The sequence below is a fragment of the Streptomyces sp. 7R007 genome, assembly GCF_054850255.1.
Genome location: NZ_JBTWMV010000031.1, coordinates 41,498 through 63,244, shown reverse-complemented (window position 1 = coordinate 63,244; position 21,747 = coordinate 41,498). Strand labels below are relative to the sequence as shown.

The window sequence follows — 21,747 nt, the reverse complement described above, 5'->3', positions numbered from 1 at the left end:
TGGTGTTTTACAGTGAGTCCCACCCGATTCGGTGACCAGGAACCTGCGAGGGACACGCGAACCATGCCGACCGAAACGTTTGAGTTCCAAGTAGAGGCCCGTCAGCTGCTCCAGCTGATGATCCACTCGGTCTACTCGAACAAGGACGTCTTCCTGCGGGAGCTCGTCTCCAACGCCTCCGACGCGCTCGACAAGCTGCGCCTGGCCGCGCTGCGCGAGGACGGCCTCGACGCCGACACCTCCGATCTGCACATCGAGATCGAACTCGACCCGGACGCCCGTACGCTCACCGTGCGCGACAACGGCATCGGGATGTCGTACGACGAGGTCGGCAAGCTCATCGGCACCATCGCCAACTCCGGTACGGCCGCCTTCCTGCAGGAGCTGAAGGAGGCCCAGGACGCGGCCGACACCGAGGGGCTCATCGGCCAGTTCGGCGTCGGCTTCTACTCCGGCTTCATGGTGGCCGACGAGATGACGCTGGTGACCCGGCGCGCCGGCGAGAGCTCCGGCACCCGCTGGTCCTCGCGCGGCGAGGGCACCTACACGCTGGAGACCGTCGAGGACGCGCCGCAGGGGACCGCCGTCACCCTCCACCTCAAGCCCGCCGACCCCGAGAACCAGTTGCACGACTACACCTCCACCTGGAAGGTGAAGGAGATCGTCAAGCGGTACTCGGACTTCATCACCTGGCCCATCCGGCTCGTCCCCAGGCCGGGCCAGGACGGCGACACGCCCGAGCCCGAGACCCTCAACTCGATGAAGGCCCTGTGGGCGCGCTCGCGGGAGGAGGTCTCCGACGACGAGTACCACGAGCTGTACAAGCACGTCAGCCACGACTGGCGCGACCCGCTGGAGACCATCCGCCTCCAGGCCGAGGGCACCTTCGAGTACCAGGCGCTGCTGTTCCTGCCGGAGCACGCCCCGCACGACCTGTTCACCCGCGACTTCCGGCGCGGTCTGCAGCTGTACGTCAAGCGCGTGCTGATCATGGACGACTGCGAGGCGCTGCTGCCGCCGTACCTGCGCTTCGTCAAGGGCGTCGTCGACGCGCAAGACCTCTCGCTCAACGTCTCCCGGGAGATCCTCCAGCAGGACCGGCACATCCGGATGATCCAGCGCCGGCTGACCAAGAAGGTGCTGTCGTCGGTCAAGGAGATGAAGGCGAACGCGCCGGAGAAGTACGCCACGTTCTGGCGGGAGTTCGGCGCCGTGCTGAAGGAGGGGCTGCTCGGCGACGCCGACAACCGCGACGCCATCCTCGCCGTCGCCTCGTTCGCCAGCACGAACTCGGCCGAGGAGCCGACCACGCTCCAGCAGTACGTGGAGCGGATGAGGGACGGCCAGGACGCCGTCTACTACATGACCGGCGAGTCCCGGCAGAGCCTGGAGAACTCCCCGCACCTGGAGGCGTTCCGCGCCAAGGGCGTCGAGGTGCTGCTGCTGACCGACGCGGTCGACGAGGTGTGGGTCGACGCGGTGGGCGAGTTCGACGGCAAGCCGCTGCGGTCGGTCGCCAAGGGCGAGATCGACCTGGACGTCGAGGGGGGCGAACAGGCCGAGGGCGAGCGGGAGAAGCAGGCCGAGGAGTACGCCGCTCTGCTGGGCTGGATGAAGGAGCAGCTGGCGGAGGACGTGAAGGACGTCCGCCTGTCGACGCGGCTGACCGTCTCCCCGGCCTGCGTGGTCTCCGACGCCCACGACCTGACGCCGGCGCTGGAGAACATGTACCGGGCGATGGGCCAGGAGGTGCCGCCCACCAAGCGCATCCTCGAACTCAACCCCGGTCACCCGCTGGTGCGCAGCCTCAACCAGGCGTACCAGGAGCGCGAGGACCGTGCCGGACTGGTGGAGTCCGCCGAGCTGCTGCACGGTCTCGCGGTCCTCGCGGAGGGCGGCCGGCCGAAGGAGCCGGCGCGCTTCGTGAAGCTGGTGTCGGAGCGGCTGGAGCGCACCCTGGGCTGACGGGCGGCGCCCGGCCAGGGCCCAGGAGCGGTCCACCGAGAACGCCGAGCAGCCAGAGCCGTAGATCGTGCCGTCCAGGTGGTCCGGAGTCGTGGTGTCGACGGCTGCCTGGAGGCCGGCGGTGAGGAAGCCCGGCGGTTGTCCGATCCAGTGCGCGGCCCACGGGGTCAGCACGCCGTTGCCGACGGTGCCGTCGTCGTACTGCTCGATGGTCAGGACCAGGCACGCCGTTGACCCGGCGGGCGGCGGCCGCCTCGCGGGCGAACCGCTGCCGGAACTCCCGGTCCTCGGCCGGCTCGGGCCGCACCACCTTCACCGCGACGGCCCGGCCGCCCCTGGAGCGGGCCACCCGGTAGGGCCGACCTGGCCCGACCTGGCCCGGGTCCCCTTCCTTGAGCGCACAGACAGCTTCCATCGGCCCCCCACGATCTCGACGCGCAGGGCGGACATCATGACGTCGGCAAGCGCATGTAGGGTTTCCGTTTCGGCCATACTCGGGACGGCTTGCGATGAGGTGCTCGTTTACGGGGCCTATGTTCTGCGTCAGTAGGGCCTGCGTGCGGGTGGACCGGCCAGCACGAGGTGTTCGATGCTCTCGTAGCGACCGCGTGCGCGTCGCGTCGCCTGCCGGCCGGACAGGACGGTGCCGAGCCAGCCGGCGACGAAGCCGACCGGTACCGACACGAGCGCGGTCGTGGTGAAGGGGAACCAGTTGAAGTCGGCGTCGGGGAAGGCGGAGAGCGGGGAGCCGGAGACGAGATTGGTGCCCGTCATCAGGACCAGGACGCTGACGGAACCGCTGATCAGCGTGCACAGCAGGCCGGCCCGGGTGAAGCGGCGCCAGAAGAGGCTGTAGACGAGCGCGGGCGCGATCGCCGAGGCGCCCAGGCAGAAGGAGAGCGTGGCCAGCGGCTGCAGGCTGCGGTGCTGGGCCAGGACGGCGAGCAGGATCACCGGCGTGCCGACGGCCAGCGCGCAGGCACGGGCCAGACCCATCTCGCGCTGCGGCGACATGCCGGGCCCGCGGGCGGCGACGACGTCGTGGGCCAGCGAGTTGGCGCAGGCCAGCGTCATGCTGGAGACGGACGCCAGCAGGGTGAGGAAGATCGCCGTGGTGACGGTGGTGAACACCAGGCTCTCCGTCCTGGACAGGTGCGTGCCGAAGGCGGCCCGGGCGCCGAGGAGGTAGGCGGTGTTGCCGCGCGGGTCGGAAGCGGCGAGGCCCGCCCTGCCGATGAGGGCGGTGGCGCCGACGGCCACGACGGTGATCACCAGGACGAACAGGGCGACGGACGAGACCGCCCAGGACATGGCCCGGCGGACCTGGCGGGTGCTGCCGGCGGTGTACATCCGCATGGTGACGTGCGGCAGGCACGCGCCGCCCAGCACGATGGCGCACTGCGTGCTGACCATGTCCAGCGCCGGATGCGGCCCGCCGGTGAACTGCATGCCCCAGCGCAGGTAGGCGTCGCCCGCCCCGCTGCGCCGCGCCGCCGTGTCGAACAGCGCCTGCGGATCCCAGCCGAAGGTGTACAGCACGAGCGCGGTGACGACGAGCCCGGAGCCCAGCAGCATCACCGTCTTGAGGATCTGGATCAGCGCGGTTCCCCGCATCCCGCCCAGCGCCGCGTAACTGATCATCAGGCCGCCGGCCCCGACGACGCAGCCGGTCTTCATGGCGCCGTCGGTGAACCCCAGGACGAAGGCCAGCAACTGGCCCACGGCCGCGAGCTGGACCACCATCATCGGCACCAGCGCGGCCAGCGTCACCGCACAGGCGGTGATGCGCACCGCGCGCCCCGGCAGCCGCCGGCCGAGCACGTCGCCCATCGTGAACCGGCCCGTGTTGTGCAGGGGTTCGGCCAGCAGGAACATCAGCAGCACCAGCGACAGCAGCGCGCTGGTGGCCAGCACCACGCCGTCGTAACCGCACAGGGCGATGACCCCGCCGACGGTCAGGACGGTGGCGGCGGAGATGTAGTCGCCGGCGACGGCCAGGCCGTTGCTCAGCGGCGACAGGTACTTGTAGCCGGTGTAGTACTCGGCGAGGTCGTCGCCGCCCGGGCCGGTCAGCACACAGCACAGGAGCGTGAGGGTGACGACGCTGCAGAACGCCACGAGGGACCAGGACTGGGCCGATCCGCCGAACGACGTCACGGCCGCGCCTCCTCACTCGCGGCGGACAGACGGGCATGGCGCCGCACCCGGCGGGCCAGGGGATCGACGTAGCGGCGGGCGGTGGCCTCGTAGACGAGCACGGCCAGCCAGGTCACGGGCAGTTGGAGCAGGGCGAGGACCAGGCCGACGGGCAGGCCGCCGGGTGCGGGTCGCGTCATCAGCGAGGGGACCGCGACGGTCAGGCCGAGGAAGAGGGCGAAGTAGCCGAGGGCGGCGAAGGTGCCGACCCGCCGCTGCCAGCGGCAGGCCCGGCGCAGCAGGCGCAGGGTGCGGTGCTGTCCGGTGTACGGGTGTGAGCGACCGGTCGGCAGGCCCGGCAACGGTGCGTCGGTCGCCCAGCGGGGGGTCCGCAGGGCCGGAGCGGAGGAGGGTGACCGTCCGTGGTGCTGCCGGGCGGGGCGTAACTCGGAGCTGTCGAAGGACATCCGCGCATCTCCTTGCGAGCGGGGCCCGAGGGAAACGGACCGCGAGAACGTGGGGGAGCGGTTCGGGTCTCCGCACGCTATGCGGGTGTCCGGCGGCGCGCAGGGGGTTCGGCCGAACTCCCTGGTGAGGGGCGTCCGGTGCGCTGACCTCGCCTGTTGTGGGTGGGACGGGTGTGACAGGGCGGGTGTTCGGGTGTCAGGACGCGGGGGCGTCTTGGGCGGCCGGCCGGCGAGGACGCCGGGTCCGCGCCGGCCGGTGGTGTGCCGGTCAGCCGGCGAGGTCGGCCCTGCCGAACAAGGTGGCGTAACCGGACGGCAGTTGGCTGAGGATCTGGTTCAGCTCGCCGCCGCTGACGGTCCGCGCCACGGTGGTCAGCACGGCACTCGCGTCCCACTCGGCGGTGCGCGGGCGTGCGCCGGTGCGTTCGGCGACCCGGCGGCAGAACTCCTCGGTGCCGAAGCTCTCCGCCTGCTCCGCCTTGGCCTCGCTCAGCGTCTGCCCGAGCGGTCCGGGCAGCTGGGCGGCGAGGTCGTCGGCCTCCTGCGGGCTGATCCGCCGGGCGAGCACCCGCAGGACGGCTTCGGTGACCTGCGCGGCCTCGTCCTGGTCGGCGTACTCGCCCAGTTCGCGTACGCGGGCGAGGAACTCGTCGTACCTCATCGTCACCTCCGCTTCGGTGCTCCACGGCGGCACGGGTGTGTGCCGCTGCCGTTTCCGGTACCCAGGCAGCCGCCCGACGCACGGCCCGAACGCGTGTCCACGTGGTGTCGGCCCGGCTCGTGACGCACATGCGTCTGCGGCAGTCACAGGTGTGCGTCGTGCGGATGAGTTTTTCCGTACCTTCGGCGACCCGGCGGTTGGCCGCGCGGGCCGGACGGTAGCAACGTCAAGATCGCGGGTGAACGCCGCCGGACGGCACACCGCACGGCTCGGCCGCCGCGCGTCTCCCGATGTCCGCGCCACTTCCGCTCTCCTGGGGGGATTCCATGAGACACAGACGCTTAGCCGCCCGCGCCGCGGCCGCGACGGCCGCGCTCGCCCTGCTCGCCCTCGGCGCCGGCCCCGCACTCGCCGGCACCTCGCGGCCGGCCCCGCCCGCGCAGTACACCGCCGTCGACCTGGGCACCCTCGGCGGCACCATGAGCTCGGGGATCGCGCTGGACCCCGACACGGTGGTCGGCAGCTCCTCGCTCCCCGGCGACACCGAGTCGCACGCCTTCGCCTACGACCGGCACACCCACGTCATGACCGACCTGGGCACGCTGGGGGGAACCACCAGCAGCACCGTCGCCGTCCAGGGCCGCTACGTCATCGGCGACTCCACGACGGCCGACGGCTACGAACGCGGGTTCGTCTACGACCTGCGCACCCACTACCTGCGGGACCTGGGCACCCTGGGCGGCTTCTACAGTCAGGTCAACGCCATCAGCGGCCACACCGTCGTGGGCAGCGCCAGGACCGCCGACCAGACCACCCACGCCTTCGTCTACGACGTGCGCACCCACGTCATGACCGACCTGGGCACCCCGGCCGGCCCGGCGGGCAGCAGTTCGGCGGTCGGGATCTCGCAGGGACGCTTCATCGCCGGGACCTGGACCGTTCCCGCGGCGCCGTACGACGGAGGCCACGCCTTCGTCTACGACCTGCGCACCCACACGATGACGGACCTGAGCGCGTACGGCGGCACGGTCAGCAAGGCGACCTCGATCAGCGGTCACACCGTCGTCGGTTTCACCCAGGACAGCGGTGCGCCCGCCCACGGGTTCGCCTACGACATCGCCACCCGCACCTGGACCGACCTCGGCCCCGAGACGGCGTACCAGCCGCGGGTCACCGGGCACACCGTCGTCGCCGGCAACCGCCCCGCCGCCTACGCCCTCGACCTCGTCACCGGGACCCTGACGCCCTTCGGCACGGGGACGACTCGTACCGGCATCAACGGCGTGAGCGGGAAGTACGTCGCCGGCGACGCCTACCCCGGCCCCTTCGCCTACGTCTACCGCCTGGACACCGGCGCGCTCACCGAGCTGCCCGCCCTCGGCGGCGTCCACTCCACGGCCTCCGGCGCCGACCGGCAGGGCTCCGTCGTCGGCACCAGCGCCACCACGCCGTCCGATCCCGGCGCCTCCGACGGCCCGTACCACGCAACGCTCTGGGTTCCCTGCTCCTCCTGACACGGCCCGTTCCGGGAGGGTGTCCCGCGTCGGCTGCGACCGCCGCGTGGGGCACCCCTGCCCGCCTCACGCCTCCCGCATCCAGGCCCGTGTGCCGAAGGAGGCGCAGGCGCGCGAGGCCAGTGCGGTGGCCTCGCGCAGGGCGGCGGCGAAGCGCTCCGGAGTCAGGCGCTCGCGCGGGGGCAGGTGGTAGGCCAGGGCGCCGTGCAGGACGTCTCCCGCGCCCAGCGTGTCGGCGACACGGACGACGGGCACGTCCACCGTGCCGCCGCCGTCGGGACCGCACCACACGAGGGGCTGCCCGCCGCGGCTGACCGCGCACCAGGCGACCCCGTGCTCGCGCAGGAACCGCAGGGTCTCCGCGGGCGTGCCGGTGCCGGGCGGGTGGAAGTCGGCGGAGCAGACCGCCACGTCGGTGGAGGCCAGCAGCTCCGTGGTGCCGTCCTTCCAGCTGCCTCCGTCGAGCAGCGTCAGCCGTCCGGCGGCGCGCGCGGCCCGGGCGGCGGCCTGCGCCAGTCGCATGTGGTGGCCGTCGAACTCGACGACGTCACAGGCCGCCACCAGCGCGTCGAGGTCGTCGGGCGGGCCCAGACGGTACTTCGTCGCGTTGCTGGAGGCGACGGCGCGGTCCCCGGTGGCGGCGGTCACCAGGATGGACGACACGGCGGGCGGGTCGGCCGCGTCGGCGGCCAGGTCCGACACGGACACACCCAGCCCGGTCAGGTCCGCCGTCGCGGCGACGCCCAGCGGATGGCGGCCGACGGCGGTGAGCAGCCGGGCCGCGCCGCCCAGCCGGCTGAAGGCGGCCGCCGCGTTCGCCGCCGGGCCGCCCGCGGCGACGGTCTGCTCGGCGGCGGTCAGCTTCTCGTTCGGGGCCGGCGCGTGGTCCACGAGCTGGATGACGTCCAGGGTGCACAGGCCGACGAACAGACCGCGAGGACGCTCGCGCGTGGTCGGCTCCACCGGCCGCCACCTCCTCCCGCGTCCGCTACCGGTCGTCCGCGCCGAGCACGCGCAGGACGGCCGGCCCCAGGCCGAGCACGCCGTCGGACAGGGGAGTGCAGCGCACGCCTCCCTTGTCGCGCAGCGCCTTCTGGGCGCCGGGGCCGATCGTGACGTTCATCCACGCGCAGGGTCTGGCCGGACGGTTCACCCGGAAGGTCACGGGGCCGTCACCGGAGTCGAGGGTGATGGTGCTGCCGACGAGAGCGTCGACGTCGACGCCGCGCAGGAGGATGTTGCGGCGGGTGTGCCGGAGGTCGGCCTCGGGGTTGATGTCCCGGGGCAGGTTCTCCGCGGACATCAGCGTCACCGCCGCGTCCCGGTGTGCCTGCCGGGCGAAGTAGCGGTCGCCGACCAGCCCCAGGTGGCGGCGTACCTCCACCTGGCGCACGCGCTCGTCCGCCGGGCCGTCCGCTGGTCCGTCCGCGGGCCGACCCGCCAGCCGGTGCGCCGGAGAGACGAGCAGCTGCAGCACCTCCACCTGGATCACGCCTCCACCCTACGGGCGTCACGGCAGGGGCGTGCCGCCGGTGGCGTTGAGGATCTCCGCGGTGATGAAGCTCGCCTCCTGGGAGGCGAGATAGACGTACGCCGGTGCCAGTTCGGCCGGCTGCGCCGGCCGGCCCAGCGGGCTCTGCTTGCCGAACTCCGCCGTGTCGGGCATCGTCGCCGGGATCAGCGGCGTCCACACGGGGCCGGGCGCGACGGCGTTGACGCGGACACCGCGCTCGGCGACCATCTGCGCCAGTCCCTGGGTGAAGGTGACGATCGCGCCCTTGGTCATCGCGTAGTCCAGCAGATGCGGGCTGGGCTTGTAGGCCTGCACGGACGTGGAGTTGATGACGCTGCCGCCTTCCGGGATGTGCGGCAGGGCGTACTTGGTCAGCCAGAACATGCCGTAGAGGTTGGTGCGCATCACCCGGTCGAACTGCTCGGTGGTGATGGCCTCGATGCCGTCCGGCTGCGACATCTGGTACGCCGCGTTGTTCACCAGGACGTCGATGCCCCCGAACTCCGCGACCGCGCGGTCGATCAGCGCCCGGCAGTTGTCCTCCTCGCGGATGTCGCAGGAGACGGCGACCGCCTTGCGGCCGGCGTCCTCGACCAGCCGGGCCGTCTCGCGCGCGTCGTCGGCCTCCTCCTGGAGGTGGGAGAACAGGACGTCGGCGCCCTCGCGGGCGAAGGCCAGGGCCACCGCCCGGCCGATGCCGGAGTCCCCGCCGGTGATCACCGTCCTGCGGCCCTCCAGCCGGCCGGAACCGCGGTAGGAGTCCTCGCCGTGGTCGGGCGGCGGATCCATCGGCCCCGTCCAGCCCGGATGCGGCTGGTCCTGCGAGGGAAAGCCGGGCCGGGGGTGCTGTGTGGTCGGATCCTGCTGGGTCCTCTGCTCGTCGCTCACGTCGGTCTCCCGTCTGGTCGGGCGTGCGGCCAGGCCACCGGGTTCCCCGATCCCACCAGCGGAAATCCACCTGTCTCCGGTCTGGCGGATGGAGCAGGAGCGGAGCGCGTGGAGGGGGCTTCCGGCCGGTGCTCAGCGGCGGCCGTTGCTGGGCAGCGGCGGCGGTGAGGCGACGGCGTCGGCCTGACGCAGCTCGGCGAGGAGCTGGTTCTGCCCGGCGAGCAGCTCGGTGAGGATGCGCCGGGCGGCCCGCAACAGGTCGGCGACGTCACCGCCGGCCAGGGCGTAGCGGACGGTGGACCCCTCCCGGACCGAGACGACGATGCCGGAGCGGCGCAGCACGGCCAGCTGCTGGGAGAGGCTGGAGGGTTCGATGTCGATGTCGGCGAGCAGATCCCGCACCGCGACCGGCCCGTGCTGCAGCAGTTCCAGCACCCGGATGCGCACGGGGTGCCCGAGCATGCGGAAGAAGTCCGCCTTGGCCTGGTAGAGGGGGACTGGCATGTCGCGCTCGCTCCCTGCCGGAGGGGTGGGGTGACTGGCGCGGCGGCATCCGGCGGGATGCCGCCGCACACGGGGTGCACATCGGCTGTCCAGCCGATCCTTCTCCTCGGGGGCGGTGCACGACCACACATTGGGATCATGCTGATGTGGTCACTTGAAGAAGTTTTCACATCACGGGCGCACTGCCCCGCGCAGGACGACGGCCGGAGCTAGATCTCGATCACTTCCTCCACCCGCTTGAGCTGGTGGCGGGCCATGGCCAGGTTCGAGCGGGCCTTGTCGAGGACGAGGTAGAGGAACAGCCCGTTGCCCTTGCGGCCGGTCACCAGCCGGATGAGGTGGTACTGGCTCTCCAGCGTGATGAGGATGTCCTCGATGCGGCTGCTCAGGCCGAGTTGCTCCATGGTGCGCACCTTGGCCCGGATGACGTCGGTGTTGCCGGCGGCGGCGATCGTCAGGTCCAGGTCCTTGCCGCCGCCGAGGGTGCCCAGGGCCATGCCGCTGGTGTAGTCGACGACCGCGGCTCCCAACGCCCCCTCGACACCGGCCATCATCTCCTTCAATGACACTTCCACACTTGCCACAGCGCCTCCCCTTCATGTGTCTTTCTCTCGCCGTGGCGGGCCGGCACGCATACCGTCCCACCCGATGGCCGGACGCTATGCACTCCGCGCGGCCGCCCGGGGAAGGTCTCTGGTGCTGACGCATGATGACTGAACGGCACCGGGACCGGACCGCCCGTCCGGCGAGAACTGCCCGACGTAAGGCCGAAGTTGACGCCCCGCCCGGACGTCCGCGGGCCGGAGGCGGACCTGGGGCCGAAATCCGGCGGAGCACCGGAATACGTGAATAGCCGGTACGCATAAACGCGCGCCCGTCCACGAACCCGCTATCCTCGGGGCGACGACCCGCCGGGGAAAGGGAAAGAGGGGGACGAGGGCAGGAAATGCCGGAACGCACCATGGAATTCGGGATGTACGGGGCCCGGGGCGTCAAGGGGCACGAGGCGGTCGCCCGTCGGCTCGACGCCCTCGCCGGTTTCGTCGCCACCCCGATCACCACCCGGCGCGGCCTGCTGGCCCGGCTGCACTACCTCACCCGCACCGACCACGCCCGCCAGGCGGCGCGGGAGGCCGGTCTGACGGTCACCGGGCGGACGCTCGCGGCCTGGCTGGAGGGCAGGCGGGCGCCGTCGAAGAAGAACCTGGAGCGGATCGAGAACGCCTATCGCGCGGTGCGCCGCCGGAACGTGGCGCGCTACCTGCTGGCCCGCCTGAACCGTGCGGGCCGCGGCACGCGGGTGGAGTTCCACCCCCTCAACCAGTCCCACGTCTCCCGGCCCCGCCAGCGCGAGGTCGGCTTCCGCACCCTCAACGTCCGCCACTGGGACCGTGTCGTCGCGGCCTGGGCCGCGGGCGACGACCAGGGCATGGACGAGGCCTGGGTGAACGACGTGGTCGTCGACCTCGGCTCCCAGTGGGGCCAGTACGAGTACGTCACGGCAGTCGGCTTCGCGGCCTGACGCGCCCCTCCCGCCGTCCCGCCGCTTTCACGTGCCCCACCCCTCCCCGGCGGTCTTGGCCGAAAAGCGTCCGTAGCGCGAACTCCTGCGCATATCCCCACAAGCGTGGCGGGCAGAGTCGTTCAATACGGCAGCCGCAGGGGGGAGTCGGATGTCACTGGACTGGGCGACCACCGTGACGATCGTCGGCGGAGTGGCCACCACGCTGGTCGGCGTGGTGGCGGGGTCTCTGCTCACCAGCCGCAGTGATCGCCTGCACTGGGTCCGCGACCAGCAGATCGCCGCCTGCTCGGCGGTCGTCGCCGAGTCCACGCGCATTCAGCTCGCCCTCTTGCGGGCCTGGAAGCACGGCGAGCCGGTGGACTGGGTGCCCTGGAACGTGGCCCTGGGCACCATCTGGCTCGTCGGGAGCCCGGCGGTCGTGCAGGCGGCGGGCCAGGTCGACGAGGTGTTCTGGGAATGCCGGGACCAGTTCATCCGGCAGACCGCCTCCAACGAGGCATGGCGCCTGGCGAGGGACCGCATGGAGGCGGCCCGGCTGCACTTCATCAACACCGCGCGCCTGTACGTCGATCCCCAGCGCCGACGGCTCACCCAGGTGCCGGTCAGCCGGCCGCCGCGCCCACCGGTCGGCGGACGGTCCGCGGGCCAGGGCCCCGACGAGACCCGGGAGCCGGACGCCGCGCGTTCCTGAGGGTGCCCGGTTCATCCGGGGTGCGCTGTGACGGGCTGCCGCAGGATCGTCCTGAGCCTGGCGGGGTCGGTGCGGCGGGGGTCGCTGAGGTAGATCTCGTGGTGCAGGCCCGCCTCCCGCAGGTGGTGGGCGGGGAGGTAGTCGCGGTGCAGCCTGGTCAGGATCGGCGTCTCGTCGTCGTACGAGCCGATGTGGAGAACCTGGGCGCAGGTGCCCTCGTGCAGCGTCTGTGACCGGACGTCGGGAACGGCCGGCAGGTTCTTCTTCTTGGCCGCGGCGGTGTCCCTGGCGTCGTCGATCATGTCGGCGGTGATCCAGTCGGGGACGTGGATGAGCAGTCTCCAGCGCCAGTTGTCCTTGCGCCGGGCCAGGAAGTCGGCCATGTCGTCGGCCCACCACAGACCCTCCAGCGGGCCCACCATGAAGTCCCTGCCGAGCCGGCCCTTGCTCGCGAACTTGACCGTGTAGGCGACCGCGTAGAGCGCCTCGACCGCGTGACGGTAGGCGGCACTGGTGTTCGGGTCACCATGCCCGTCGACGGCGAGGAACCGGAGCTCGGGGATGTCGACGAGTTCCCAGTCGGTGTTCTTGGGCGCGTAGCACGCCTTGAGCTCACGCTTGACGTCGTACGTGGCGGTCATGCCTCACACCCGAGGCGTCCGTGGCGCTGGTCCACGTCGGTGAGCAGGCGGGTGCCGGTGCGGTGTGGCTGCATCGGGGCATCGTAGGCGCGCCTGTCCCGGAGCGCCCACCGCGACGCCGTACCGTCGCCGGCGCGGTGGGCGCCGCTCGTGCGCTGCCCGATGGCAGCCGTACCAGGTCTGGACGAGGCCGATGTCAGGGGCGCTGGGCGGTGCTACGGGCGGAGCACGATCTTGCCGTGGGTGTGGCCGCGTTCCAGTTCGCGGAAGGCGTCCCGCACCTGCTCCAGCGGGTAGGTCCGCGCGATCGGCACCTGAAGTTCCCCGCGCGCGGCGAGGCGGGCGAGTTCGCCGACGACGACCGCGCACGCCGCCGAACCCTCCCCGTAGGTCCGCGCGCCGACCCTGGCCGCGGCCTGCCAGTCGCGGATGGTGTTGATGCGCTCGGGCCGGACGCCCAGTTCCACCGCCAGCTCCACGTAACCGTCGCCGAAGGTGTCGATGAACGCGTCGACGCTCCCGCCGGCGGCCTTCCGGATCCGCTCGGCCACGCCCTCCCCGTACCGGACCGGCACCACCCCGTGCTCCTTGAGCCAGGCGTGGTTGCGCTCGCCGGCCAGCCCGATCACCGTGGCGCCGCGCCGCCGCGCGAGCTGCACCGCCAGCGAGCCGACGCCCCCCGCGGCGCCGGACACCACGACGGTGTCGGCCGGCCCCGGGTCGACCGCGAAGACGGAGGCGTACGCGGTCGTGCCGGCCACGTACAACGACCCGGCGATCTCCCAGGGCAGCCCCTGGGGACGGGCGACGACGTTCACGTCGTCCACCACGACGAACTCCGCGTGACTGGCCCGGTTGTGGGTGAAGCCCAGGACCTCGTCGCCCGGCGCGAAGCCGCGCACCTCCGGGCCGAGCTCCACCACGACGCCGGCGAGATCGCTGCCCTGTCCGGAGGGGAAGGCGGCCGGCCAGCGTTTGTGCCGTGCGCCCTCGCGGATCATCACCTCACCGGGCTGGATCCCGGCCGCCCGAACCTCGACCAGCAGCTGCCCGGGCCCGGGCACGGGCCGCTCCACCTCCTCCACCCGCAGCACATCGATCCCGCCGTACTCATGGAACCGCACCGCCTTCATGCGCGATCACCGCACTTCCTCGCTCGGACAAGCCCTGGACGGTCACCTCGTGGACGGCCGCACTTCGGCCGCGCCGTCGGACTCAACGGCGCGGCAAGGGAGTTGTCTTCCCGCTCGGGCGTGGGTCAGGTGGCGATCGTGGCCAGGCCGGCGATTCCGGCGAGGTAGACGACCACCGCCGCGACGCTGTCGACGCCCATGCGGGCGTACTGACGTCGCGGGCGGAAGATCAGGCCGGCCATGTACACCACGGTCAGGATGATGCCGAGCGCGGTGAGGTAGATGTCGGTGTCGTGGGCGGCCGGCAGGACCGGATGGCCGGAGAGGAGGTCGGCGAGGAGGAACAGGACGGGAAGGAAGGCGTTGCCGCCGAAGATGTCGCTGACGGCGAGCTGGTAGTCGCCCAGCCCGGTCGAGGTCAGACCGGTGCTGACCTCGGGCAGCGAGGTGGCCGCCGCCAGCACGGTGGCGCCGAACAGGACACCGCTGAGCCCCTGCCGGGCGAAGAACTCCTCGCCGCTGCGCTCGATCACGACGCCGGCGACGAGGGTGGCCAGGGCGGAGAGGGAGAAGACCAGCGCCGCGCGGGCCGTGCTCACGCCCCGTGCGCTGGCCGCCTTCTCCTTCTTGTCCTTGGAGTGCCCGCGGGGCTCGGGCTGGCTGTCGGGCGCGTCGCCGCCCTCCCGCCACGGCAGGCCGCGCCCGGCGCGGTCGAGCAGGACCAGTCCGACGACCCACAGCGCGGCGATGGCCACCGACGCCGGGGCCAGACCGCCGGCGTGCAGCGCAGGGGAGAGCTGTGCGCCCATCACGACGACGGCCAGGACGACGACCACCAGGCCGCCTTCGAGGACGAGTTGCAGGCTGGCCGCCATCCGGGTGAGCGGCGCGCGGGGACGCACTCCGCCGGCGTCCAGGACGGCCAGCACGACGGTCTGCACGGCGATGCCGCCGAGGATGTTGCCCACGGCGACATCGAGCTGGTCCGCCACGGCCGCGCTCGCGGTGATCGCGATCTCGGGGAGGTTGGTGGCGATCGCCAGCAGGACCAGCCCGCCCAGCGCGCTGCCCAGACGCAGCCGCTGCGCCAGCACGTCGGTGGTGTCGGACAGTTTGACGCCCGCGAACCAGATCACGACCGCACTGGCCACGAACAGCAGCAACAACACCGGCGAACTCATCGATCCCATGCGGCGGGGAGTACCCGTGGATCACGACCGGAACCGGTGCACGCGGCCCGTGGCCGCACGGCGCTGGAACGGGCGCGTCACCGCGCGGTGCCGCTACGCACCATCGGGCGTCGGCACCCGGCCGGGCTCCTGCTCCGCCTCCGGAGGCGGCAGGTACGGCGTGATCAGCAGCCGGTACACGGCCGCGCCGACCACCCCGCCGATAAGGGGGCCGACGATCGGCACCCAGAAGTAGAGGTTGCCGTACTGATCGCGCCAGGCGGTGCCGTAGCCGGTGAGATAGCTGGCCAGGCGGGGGCCGAAGTCACGGGCCGGGTTGATGGCGTAACCGGCGTCGGTGCCCCACGCCATGCCGATCGCCACCACCAGGAAACCGATGATCAGCGGGGCCAGGTTGGCGCCGGGCGGGGTGTTGAGGAGGTCGGTGATGGCGAAGATGAGCAGGACCAGGATGGCCGTGCCGATCACCTGGTCGCGCAGCGCCCCGAGTTCGCTCACGGGCAGGGCGCCGTTGCCGGGCAGGGTCGAGAAGACGCCCTGGGTCTTGATGGTGTGCCCGGGGTCGGCCTTGGCCAGGACCTCGGTGTAGTTCCAGCGCACCAGCAGCGCCGCCACGAACGCGCCCGCGGTCTGCGCCACCGAGTAGGGCAGGACCTTGCTCCACGAGAAGCCCTTGAACGCCGCCAGCGCCACGGTCACCGCGGGATTGAGATGGGCTCCGCTGACCCGGGCGGCGACGTACACGCCGAGCGTGACGCCGAAGCCCCAGGCCCAGGCGATGCTGTCGTGGTCCCCGATCCCCGCGGCCACCACCTGGGCGACCACACCGCAGCCGAAGAGGATGAGGACCATCGTGCCGAGGAACTCCGCCAGGAGTTCACCGATCAGCCCTCTCCGGGCCGTCCACTCCGCCATGGGGCACCGCCTTCCACCGCGTGGTTGGGCAATTTGGCCCTGAGCGTAGTGATTTCACGCAGAACGTCCAGGGGCCCAGCAACAACTGGAACCCCGGTCACCTCTTCAGGCAGCGGCGGCCGGGCCAGATGGGTCAACAAAACGACCGGATGTCACCCGCAAGCGTCACATCCGGGCGCGCCGGCCGAGCAGAGCCACCCCGGCGAGCAGGACCAGGACCACCGCGCTGAACCACGTCATCGCCCCGGCCACGGAGGTGTACCGGGTGGCGACGCCGAGGCCGACGGGCAGCAGGGCCAGGCCGAGGTAGGAGATCAGGAACAGTCCGGCCAGGGCCTCACCGCGTCGGGCCGGGGCCGCCATCGCCGCGACGGAACCCACGGCCGACTTGAACAGCATCCCGGCGCCCGCGCCGGCCACGACACCGGCGAGGACGAACACGCTCAGGCTCGCGCTGCGCACACCCACCGCCAGTACGGCCACCCCGACGGCCTGGGCGAGCAGTCCCGCGGTGCGCCGCGCCCGCGGGCCGAGCCGCCCGGTCAGCACCTGCGCCGCCGCGGCCGCACCGAACACCACGAACACGATCAGCCCGGCGAGCGCCCGCGAGGGATGGTGCAGGGTGCCGCCGACGAAGCCCGGGACCAGGGAGGTGAACAGTCCGAAGACCGCCAGTGAGGCGAACCCGGCGGCGGCCGCGGCCAGGTAGCCGGCCCGGTCCCCGTGGTCGGCGCTCACCCGCTGCGGCCGGTACGCCGGCCGGACCTGCGGCCTCTGCACCGTCTCCGGCGTCAGGGCGATCGCCGCGACACCGATCAGCAGCAGAACCCCGAGGACGGCGTACGACAGACGCAGCGGCGCTCCCAGGTACTGGGCCAGCGCGCCCGCCACCAGCGGACCGAGCCCGAGCCCGCCGATGTTCGCCGCGGTGGAGACGATCTCGAACCGCTGCGGGGAACCACCGGGCCGGTGGGCCCGGTGCAGGTCGTGCAGATGGGCGGTGGCCGTCGCGGTGAGCATGCCGACACCGAGCCCGGTGACGAGCCGCGCGACGAGGAGCACGGGCAGGGAGGTGCCGGCGAGGAACAGGGCCGCGGCGACGAGTTCCAGGGCCAGCGCGGCGGTCAGCACCTTCTTGCGGCCCAGCCAGTCCGAGACGTGCCCGGCCAGGACCAGACTGGCGAGGACCCCGACGGCGTAGACCGCGAACACGACCGTCACGGTGAACGCCGAGAAGCCGTCGTGCGCCTGGTAGAGCGGATACAGCGGCGTCGGAACGGTCGAGAACGCCATCGCCGTGACGAACACGGCGGCGATCGTCCAGAACCCCGTGCCGTAGGCGCGAGGGGTGCGGCGGGTGTGCGGCGCGCGGCGGTCGACGCCGCCTGAGGGGCGGGTGGCCGAGGACATCGACATGGGAGCACTCCGATCCGTGAACGGTGGCTGCGGCGGCTTCCGCACCGCCTGTCCGTCCCAACCGGCGCCGGCCCGGACCGCTTCCCCCTCGGCTGCGATGATCGGCGATGACGGTAATCTCGTTCAGAGATGACCGGACGGAGGGCGGCGGCATGGAACTCCGGCAGATGGAGGTCGTCGTCGCGGTCGCCGAGGAGGGCGGATTCACCGCGGCGGCGCGACGGCTGCACGTGGTGCAGTCCGCGGTCTCCGGGACGGTGCGCGCGCTGGAGCGCGAACTGGGCGCGCAGCTCTTCCAGCGCACCACGCACCGCGTGTCGCTGACCCCGGCGGGACGGGCGTTCCTGTCGTCCGCGCGCACCGCGCTCCGGGCCGCCGAGGAGGCCCGGACGGCCGTCGCCCTGGCCCAGGCGGAACTGCGCGGGCAGATCACGGTCGGCGTGATGCAGGGGCTCTACGCCGGTCTCGCCCCCGGCCTGGCCGCCTTCCACCGGGAACACCCCGCGGTCGCGGTGCGGCTGCGCCAGGCCCCCGCCGACGACATCCCGCGGGCCCTGCGCGAGGGGGTCGTCGACCTGGCGGTCGTGGCCCTGGAGGCGTCGCGGCTGCGGGGGCTCGCCGGCCGGTCACTGGCGCGGGAGGACATGGTGCTGGTCGCCGCGCCGGGGGACACACGTGTGCCGGAACGCCCGGTGACCCTGGCCGAGGCGGTCGGTCTGCCGTTGGTCGACTTCCCCCTCGGCTGGGCGATCCGCACCTCGGTCGACCGGGCCCTGCGGTCGGCGGCCGTCGAACGGACCACCGCCTTCGAGGTGAACGACGTCCTCGGCGCCACCGACCTCGTACGCCACGGCCTCGGCGTCTGCATCCTGCCCCCGTCCCTGGCCGCCCGTTTCCCCGACCTGTCCGTCCGCCCCTTCACCTCCCACGCGCCGACCTGGCGGATGCGGGTCGTCCACCCGCGCGGAGACCTCGCCCCGGCGGTGACCGAACTGCTGCGCCACATCGGGTAGCGGGGTCGGTTGCGGTTCACGGGCTGCCCGGAAGCGTCCGGCCCAGGCGGGCCAGGGGGGAGAGGGCCATCAGGGCCGGGGACAGCAGCATGCCGGCGGCCGTTGCCGTCAGGCTCGCGCGCGTGCCCCACACGTCCGCGAGGAGGCCGCCGAGCAGGGAGCCGAGCGGCGTCAGTCCCATGCCGACGAAGGTGATCGTCGCGGTCGCCCGGCCTTGCATCGCGGCCGGGGTGAGGGACTGCCGGACGGCCATGACCGTGACGTTCACCAGCTGACCGAAGGCACCGAAGACGAAGTTGACCGCGACGAGCACGACGACCGTCAGCGCGCCGGCGCCGCGCAGCGCGGGCACGACGAGGAACACGCCGTCGCCGAGCGCCGCCGCGCCCACGAGGACGGTCCCGTGCCCGAGGCGGCGCGGCAGGCGGGCGGCCAGCAGCGAACCCACCAGTGCGCCCGGTCCCGAGGCCGCGAGCGCCAGCCCGACGGCGGTGCCCGACAGGTGCAGGTCCCGTGGCAGGAACAGCAGACAGACGGTCATCGCCGCCGCGAGGAAGAACTGGAACGCGGCGGACGCGAGGCACACGGTCCGCAGCGCGGTGTCCCCGGCGACGAAACGCAGGCCCTCGTGGATGCGCCGCCACAGGCGCGGTGGACGCACCGAGCGGTCCGGGACGGACTCACGGCCACCGATGCGTCGTATCGACAGGAACGACAGCGTGAAGAACACCGCACCGCAGGCGAGGGCGATCGGCGCCGACAGCGCGGACACCAGCGCACCGCCGAGCGCGGGACCGCCGATCTGCGCGGCGGACCGGCTGCCCTCCAGCGCGCTGTTGCCGCGCACCAACTGCTCGCGCTCCACCAGCCGTACCAGGGACGACTGGTACGCCACGTCGAAGATCACGGACAGCGCCCCGACGCCGAACGCGACCACGAGCAGCCCCGGCAGGCCCAGCCCGCCGAGGACGCCGGCCACGGCGGCGGCGCCCAGGACCAGGGCCCGGCCGGCGTCCGTCACCACCATCAGCGTGCGGGTCCGCCACCTGTCCACCCACGCGCCGGCGAACAGCGACAGCAGCACGATCGGCGCCTGCCCCACGGCACGCAGGGCGCCCAGCCGACCCGCGTCGGCGCCGAGCGTCAGCACGGCGAAGAGCGGCAGCACCACCAGGCTGGTGTGCTCGCCCAGCTGGGAGACGGTCTGGCCCACCCAGAGCCGGCGGAAGTCGGCGTCGCGCCACAGGCCCGACGGAACAGGGCGGGCGTGATCGGACGCGGCGGAGGAAGAGGATGAAGACGAGGACGGCACAGGAATCCCTCGTGAAGAAGGGCAGCGGGAAGGAAAGGCTCGCTGTGCCGCGCGTCGAGGGCGGCACGCGATGACGGGCCGCCGAAGGGCCTGGGACGTCAACGCGTGCGCGGACGACCGACCATGTCTTCACTCCTCGTAAGCCACTCGCTGCCCTCGTAAGCCACTCGCTGCCCAGACCCTAACTCCCGCCCGCCGCCCGCGAAAGGCGATCAGCGGAAGCGGCCCGGCCGGGGCCCCGTCCGTGTGGATGATCTCCTGCGGGGCACACGAGCGTCGACGACGAGCCTGGGAGGGTACGTGTTCGACGGCTTCGAGCTGACGCGCTGCCAGGGCGACGGGGCCGGACTGCGGGTCCGCCACGGCGGCAGCGGCCCTGCCGTGCTGCTCCTGCACGGCCACCCGCGCACGCACGCCACCTGGCACCGCGTCGCCCCGCTGCTCGCCGCGGCGGGCCACACCGTCGTCTGCCCCGACCTGCGCGGGTACGGCCGGTCCGACAAGCCCGCGACCGACGCAGAACACCGTCCGTACTCCAAACGGGCCATGGCCGGCGACTGCCTCGCGGTCATGCGCCGGCTCGGGCACGAGCGGTTCGCGGTCGTCGGGCACGACCGGGGCGCCTACGTCGCCACACGCCTCGCCCTGGACCACCCCGAGGCGGTCTCGGCCGTCAGCGTGCTGGACGCCGTCCCCATCGGGGAGGCGCTGCGACGCTGTGACGCCGGCTTCGCCGCGAGCTGGTGGCACTGGTTCTTCCTCGGCCAGACGGACAAGCCCGCCGAACGCCTCATCAACGCCGACCCCGACGCCTGGTACAGGGCCACCGCCGAGCAGATGGGCGCCGAAGCGTACGAGGACTACCGGCGGGCGATACACGATCCGGCGACCGTGCACGCCATGTGCGAGGACTACCGGGCCGGCCTCGGCGTCGACCGGGAGCACGACGACGCCGACCGGCGGGCCGGCCGGCGTGTCGGCTGCCCGTTGCAGGTGCTGTGGGCCACCCGTGACGACATGGTCGACCTCTACGGCGACGTCCTGGGCGTCTGGCGCGACTGGGCGGGCGACCGGCTGGAAGGCGGCCCGATCGACTCCGGGCACCACATCGCCGAGGAGGCGCCCGAGGAACTCGTCACCGCGCTGCGCGCGTTCTGGGAGAAGGCCGGGTGGATGACCGCCTAGGGGTCAGGCCGCGTCCCGGTGCCCGTGGGGGGAGGACGCCTGCGGCTCGGCGCGTCCGCCGCCGTGGATCAGCTTCAGATGTCGTCGCGTGCGCGCGTGCCGTGGCGCGCCGGGCTCCGCCGTCAGCCAGTCCTCGACCCGGTCCATCAGCAGCAACAGCGCACCCAGGACAGGCACGACCAAGCCCGCTACGACGATCACAACGAAGCACTCCCTCATCGACGTTCGTGGACATCGGGTGCCCGTTTCCCGAAGACAGGCCCACCGGTGGTGTGAGGGTGCGGTGAAGGTCGGCCGGGCCGGAGCCCGTCAGTGTCCCGCCGCGTCCTCGGCTTCCCAGCGCAGCAGGTCGCCCGGTTGGCACTCGAGCACCTCGCAGAGCGCGGCGAGGGTCGTGAAGCGCACCGCCTTGGCACGGCCGTTCTTGAGCACCGCGAGGTTGGCGGGTGTGATGCCGACGCGGTCCGCCAGTTCGCCCACCTGCATCTTCCGCTTGGCCAGCATCACGTCGATGTCGACGACGATCGGCATCAGATCACCTCGTCCAACTCGGCCTGCATCCGCGACGCTTCGACGTCGCGTGCGACGGCCTGGGCGAGCAGCATCCGCAGGACGAGCACGATGAGGGCGACCCCCAGGACGGCCACGCCGATTCCGCCCATGATGAGGGTCACGCCCGGGTCGTCCCGCTGGCCCGGCGCGTTGAGGGCGGTGACCGTGAACCACACGAGGGCGGCCGCCACGATCGCGCCGATCACGCCGTCCACGTAGCGGAAGGCGGCGTTCGAGAAGACGGTTCCCCGTCGCACCATCGTCACCAGCCTCCCCACGCAGACCACGGCGATCTGGACCGACACCATGCCCACGAGGGTGACCACCCGCAGCGCGGTCAGGGGCAGTGACCCGTCCTCCGGGTCGTTCCCGCTGATCAGCGTCCACATCATCAACACCTGGACGAAGACGGTGCCGACGAGCACCACCCCGAGAATGACGCGCAGCGCCCCGACGGCCAGCTTGCCCATGACTCACCTCCCAATCGAATTCCGATGGGAATCTATCGAATATCGATGGGTGCGGG

At 72.3% G+C, this 21,747-nt stretch carries 23 protein-coding genes; 6 read left to right on the top strand and 17 right to left on the bottom strand.

All coding sequences use genetic code 11. The features are described 5' to 3' along the window. The first annotated feature begins 63 nt into the window (after positions 1-63). Positions 64-1,965: a molecular chaperone HtpG gene (gene htpG / locus ACYF6T_RS31460; RefSeq protein ID WP_461700711.1), complete on the top strand. Its 1,902-nt coding sequence runs from the start codon at positions 64-66 to the stop codon at positions 1,963-1,965. Positions 1,966-2,508: 543 nt separating this feature from the next. Here the strand turns inward: htpG and ACYF6T_RS31455 are convergent. From ACYF6T_RS31455 to ACYF6T_RS31445, 3 genes are all read right to left on the bottom strand, one after another. After that, complete coding sequence (locus ACYF6T_RS31455; protein ID WP_461700710.1) at positions 2,509-4,122, bottom strand: sodium/solute symporter; 1,614 nt, start codon at positions 4,120-4,122, stop codon at positions 2,509-2,511. After that, the gene (locus tag ACYF6T_RS31450; RefSeq protein WP_461700709.1) at positions 4,119-4,568 is read right to left on the bottom strand and encodes a DUF485 domain-containing protein; all 450 of its coding nucleotides are present in this window, start codon (positions 4,566-4,568) and stop codon (positions 4,119-4,121) included. The genes ACYF6T_RS31455 and ACYF6T_RS31450 overlap by 4 nt, the downstream gene beginning before the upstream one ends. Before the next feature lie 268 nt (positions 4,569-4,836). After that, complete coding sequence (locus ACYF6T_RS31445) at positions 4,837-5,229, bottom strand: DUF2267 domain-containing protein (protein WP_461700707.1); 393 nt, start codon at positions 5,227-5,229, stop codon at positions 4,837-4,839. 326 nt (positions 5,230-5,555) lie between these two features. Between ACYF6T_RS31445 and ACYF6T_RS31440 the strand changes: the two genes are divergently transcribed. After that, positions 5,556-6,743, top strand: a complete 1,188-nt coding sequence (locus ACYF6T_RS31440) for a hypothetical protein (RefSeq protein ID WP_461700706.1) — start codon at positions 5,556-5,558, stop codon at positions 6,741-6,743. Positions 6,744-6,809: 66 nt separating this feature from the next. Here the strand turns inward: ACYF6T_RS31440 and ACYF6T_RS31435 are convergent, their stop codons facing one another. The 5 genes from ACYF6T_RS31435 to ACYF6T_RS31415 all read right to left on the bottom strand — a co-directional run bounded on the left by ACYF6T_RS31435 (position 6,810) and on the right by ACYF6T_RS31415 (position 10,232). Continuing rightward, complete coding sequence (locus ACYF6T_RS31435; RefSeq protein ID WP_461700705.1) at positions 6,810-7,706, bottom strand: PfkB family carbohydrate kinase; 897 nt, start codon at positions 7,704-7,706, stop codon at positions 6,810-6,812. Positions 7,707-7,731: 25 nt separating this feature from the next. Then, positions 7,732-8,235, bottom strand: coding sequence for an MOSC domain-containing protein (locus ACYF6T_RS31430; RefSeq protein WP_461700704.1), 504 nt, complete (start codon positions 8,233-8,235; stop codon positions 7,732-7,734). A gap of 18 nt (positions 8,236-8,253) precedes the next feature. Continuing rightward, the gene (locus ACYF6T_RS31425; RefSeq protein WP_461700703.1) at positions 8,254-9,144 is read right to left on the bottom strand and encodes an SDR family oxidoreductase; all 891 of its coding nucleotides are present in this window, start codon (positions 9,142-9,144) and stop codon (positions 8,254-8,256) included. A 132-nt stretch (positions 9,145-9,276) separates the two neighbouring features. Next, on the bottom strand, positions 9,277-9,648 hold the full coding sequence (locus tag ACYF6T_RS31420; RefSeq protein WP_461700702.1) for an ArsR/SmtB family transcription factor: 372 nt from the start codon (positions 9,646-9,648) through the stop codon (positions 9,277-9,279). Positions 9,649-9,857: 209 nt separating this feature from the next. Next, a complete protein-coding gene (locus ACYF6T_RS31415; RefSeq protein ID WP_461700700.1) occupies positions 9,858-10,232 on the bottom strand; it encodes a roadblock/LC7 domain-containing protein in 375 nt (124 codons plus the stop codon). A 362-nt stretch (positions 10,233-10,594) separates the two neighbouring features. Between ACYF6T_RS31415 and ACYF6T_RS31410 the strand changes: the two genes are divergently transcribed. Both ACYF6T_RS31410 and ACYF6T_RS31405 read left to right on the top strand, forming a co-directional pair. After that, complete coding sequence (locus ACYF6T_RS31410; RefSeq protein WP_461700699.1) at positions 10,595-11,170, top strand: helix-turn-helix domain-containing protein; 576 nt, start codon at positions 10,595-10,597, stop codon at positions 11,168-11,170. A 151-nt stretch (positions 11,171-11,321) separates the two neighbouring features. Beyond that, the gene (locus ACYF6T_RS31405; RefSeq protein ID WP_461700698.1) at positions 11,322-11,864 is read left to right on the top strand and encodes a hypothetical protein; all 543 of its coding nucleotides are present in this window, start codon (positions 11,322-11,324) and stop codon (positions 11,862-11,864) included. An 11-nt stretch (positions 11,865-11,875) separates the two neighbouring features. Here ACYF6T_RS31405 and ACYF6T_RS31400 read toward each other — a convergent pair whose 3' ends face one another. From ACYF6T_RS31400 to ACYF6T_RS31380, 5 genes are all read right to left on the bottom strand, one after another. After that, entirely contained in the window at positions 11,876-12,505 is a 630-nt protein-coding gene (locus ACYF6T_RS31400; protein WP_461700697.1) for a GyrI-like domain-containing protein, read from the bottom strand. Positions 12,506-12,720: 215 nt separating this feature from the next. Continuing rightward, complete coding sequence (locus ACYF6T_RS31395) at positions 12,721-13,638, bottom strand: NADP-dependent oxidoreductase (protein WP_461700696.1); 918 nt, start codon at positions 13,636-13,638, stop codon at positions 12,721-12,723. A gap of 125 nt (positions 13,639-13,763) precedes the next feature. Beyond that, entirely contained in the window at positions 13,764-14,828 is a 1,065-nt protein-coding gene (locus tag ACYF6T_RS31390) for a sodium:calcium antiporter (protein WP_461700695.1), read from the bottom strand. Between the two features lie 93 nt (positions 14,829-14,921). After that, the gene (locus ACYF6T_RS31385; RefSeq protein ID WP_461700694.1) at positions 14,922-15,743 is read right to left on the bottom strand and encodes an MIP/aquaporin family protein; all 822 of its coding nucleotides are present in this window, start codon (positions 15,741-15,743) and stop codon (positions 14,922-14,924) included. A gap of 165 nt (positions 15,744-15,908) precedes the next feature. After that, a complete protein-coding gene (locus ACYF6T_RS31380; RefSeq protein WP_461700693.1) occupies positions 15,909-17,159 on the bottom strand; it encodes an MFS transporter in 1,251 nt (416 codons plus the stop codon). A 152-nt stretch (positions 17,160-17,311) separates the two neighbouring features. Here ACYF6T_RS31380 and ACYF6T_RS31375 point away from each other — a divergent pair, with 152 nt between their 5' ends. Next, positions 17,312-18,172 (top strand): LysR family transcriptional regulator, encoded by an 861-nt coding sequence (locus ACYF6T_RS31375; protein WP_461700692.1) that lies wholly within the window; start codon positions 17,312-17,314, stop codon positions 18,170-18,172. A gap of 16 nt (positions 18,173-18,188) precedes the next feature. Here the strand turns inward: ACYF6T_RS31375 and ACYF6T_RS31370 are convergent, their stop codons facing one another. Then, the gene (locus tag ACYF6T_RS31370; protein ID WP_461700691.1) at positions 18,189-19,484 is read right to left on the bottom strand and encodes an MFS transporter; all 1,296 of its coding nucleotides are present in this window, start codon (positions 19,482-19,484) and stop codon (positions 18,189-18,191) included. A gap of 300 nt (positions 19,485-19,784) precedes the next feature. On the opposite strand from ACYF6T_RS31370, the gene ACYF6T_RS31365 reads away from it, so the two are divergent. After that, complete coding sequence (locus ACYF6T_RS31365) at positions 19,785-20,669, top strand: alpha/beta fold hydrolase (protein ID WP_461700690.1); 885 nt, start codon at positions 19,785-19,787, stop codon at positions 20,667-20,669. 3 nt (positions 20,670-20,672) lie between these two features. On the opposite strand, the gene ACYF6T_RS31360 is transcribed toward ACYF6T_RS31365, so the two are convergent. From ACYF6T_RS31360 to ACYF6T_RS31350, 3 genes are all read right to left on the bottom strand, one after another. Further along, positions 20,673-20,846, bottom strand: coding sequence for a hypothetical protein (locus ACYF6T_RS31360; RefSeq protein WP_461700689.1), 174 nt, complete (start codon positions 20,844-20,846; stop codon positions 20,673-20,675). Positions 20,847-20,978: 132 nt separating this feature from the next. Continuing rightward, positions 20,979-21,200, bottom strand: coding sequence for a helix-turn-helix domain-containing protein (locus ACYF6T_RS31355; RefSeq protein WP_461700687.1), 222 nt, complete (start codon positions 21,198-21,200; stop codon positions 20,979-20,981). Beyond that, complete coding sequence (locus tag ACYF6T_RS31350; protein ID WP_461700686.1) at positions 21,200-21,691, bottom strand: DUF2975 domain-containing protein; 492 nt, start codon at positions 21,689-21,691, stop codon at positions 21,200-21,202. The genes ACYF6T_RS31355 and ACYF6T_RS31350 overlap by 1 nt, the downstream gene beginning before the upstream one ends. Positions 21,692-21,747: the final 56 nt, after the last annotated feature.

Coding starts and splice junctions, on each gene's coding strand:
- ACYF6T_RS31450 (WP_461700709.1), bottom strand. CDS start 4,568: ATGTCCTTCGACAGCTCCGAGTTACGCCCCGCCCGGCAGCACCACGGA.
- ACYF6T_RS31385 (WP_461700694.1), bottom strand. CDS start 15,743: ATGGCGGAGTGGACGGCCCGGAGAGGGCTGATCGGTGAACTCCTGGCG.
- ACYF6T_RS31375 (WP_461700692.1), top strand. CDS start 17,312: ATGGAACTCCGGCAGATGGAGGTCGTCGTCGCGGTCGCCGAGGAGGGC.
- ACYF6T_RS31405 (WP_461700698.1), top strand. CDS start 11,322: ATGTCACTGGACTGGGCGACCACCGTGACGATCGTCGGCGGAGTGGCC.
- ACYF6T_RS31420 (WP_461700702.1), bottom strand. CDS start 9,648: ATGCCAGTCCCCCTCTACCAGGCCAAGGCGGACTTCTTCCGCATGCTC.
- ACYF6T_RS31395 (WP_461700696.1), bottom strand. CDS start 13,638: ATGAAGGCGGTGCGGTTCCATGAGTACGGCGGGATCGATGTGCTGCGG.
- ACYF6T_RS31440 (WP_461700706.1), top strand. CDS start 5,556: ATGAGACACAGACGCTTAGCCGCCCGCGCCGCGGCCGCGACGGCCGCG.
- htpG (WP_461700711.1), top strand. CDS start 64: ATGCCGACCGAAACGTTTGAGTTCCAAGTAGAGGCCCGTCAGCTGCTC.
- ACYF6T_RS31400 (WP_461700697.1), bottom strand. CDS start 12,505: ATGACCGCCACGTACGACGTCAAGCGTGAGCTCAAGGCGTGCTACGCG.
- ACYF6T_RS31410 (WP_461700699.1), top strand. CDS start 10,595: ATGCCGGAACGCACCATGGAATTCGGGATGTACGGGGCCCGGGGCGTC.
- ACYF6T_RS31445 (WP_461700707.1), bottom strand. CDS start 5,229: ATGAGGTACGACGAGTTCCTCGCCCGCGTACGCGAACTGGGCGAGTAC.
- ACYF6T_RS31355 (WP_461700687.1), bottom strand. CDS start 21,200: ATGCCGATCGTCGTCGACATCGACGTGATGCTGGCCAAGCGGAAGATG.
- ACYF6T_RS31380 (WP_461700693.1), bottom strand. CDS start 17,159: ATGTCGATGTCCTCGGCCACCCGCCCCTCAGGCGGCGTCGACCGCCGC.
- ACYF6T_RS31390 (WP_461700695.1), bottom strand. CDS start 14,828: ATGGGATCGATGAGTTCGCCGGTGTTGTTGCTGCTGTTCGTGGCCAGT.
- ACYF6T_RS31350 (WP_461700686.1), bottom strand. CDS start 21,691: ATGGGCAAGCTGGCCGTCGGGGCGCTGCGCGTCATTCTCGGGGTGGTG.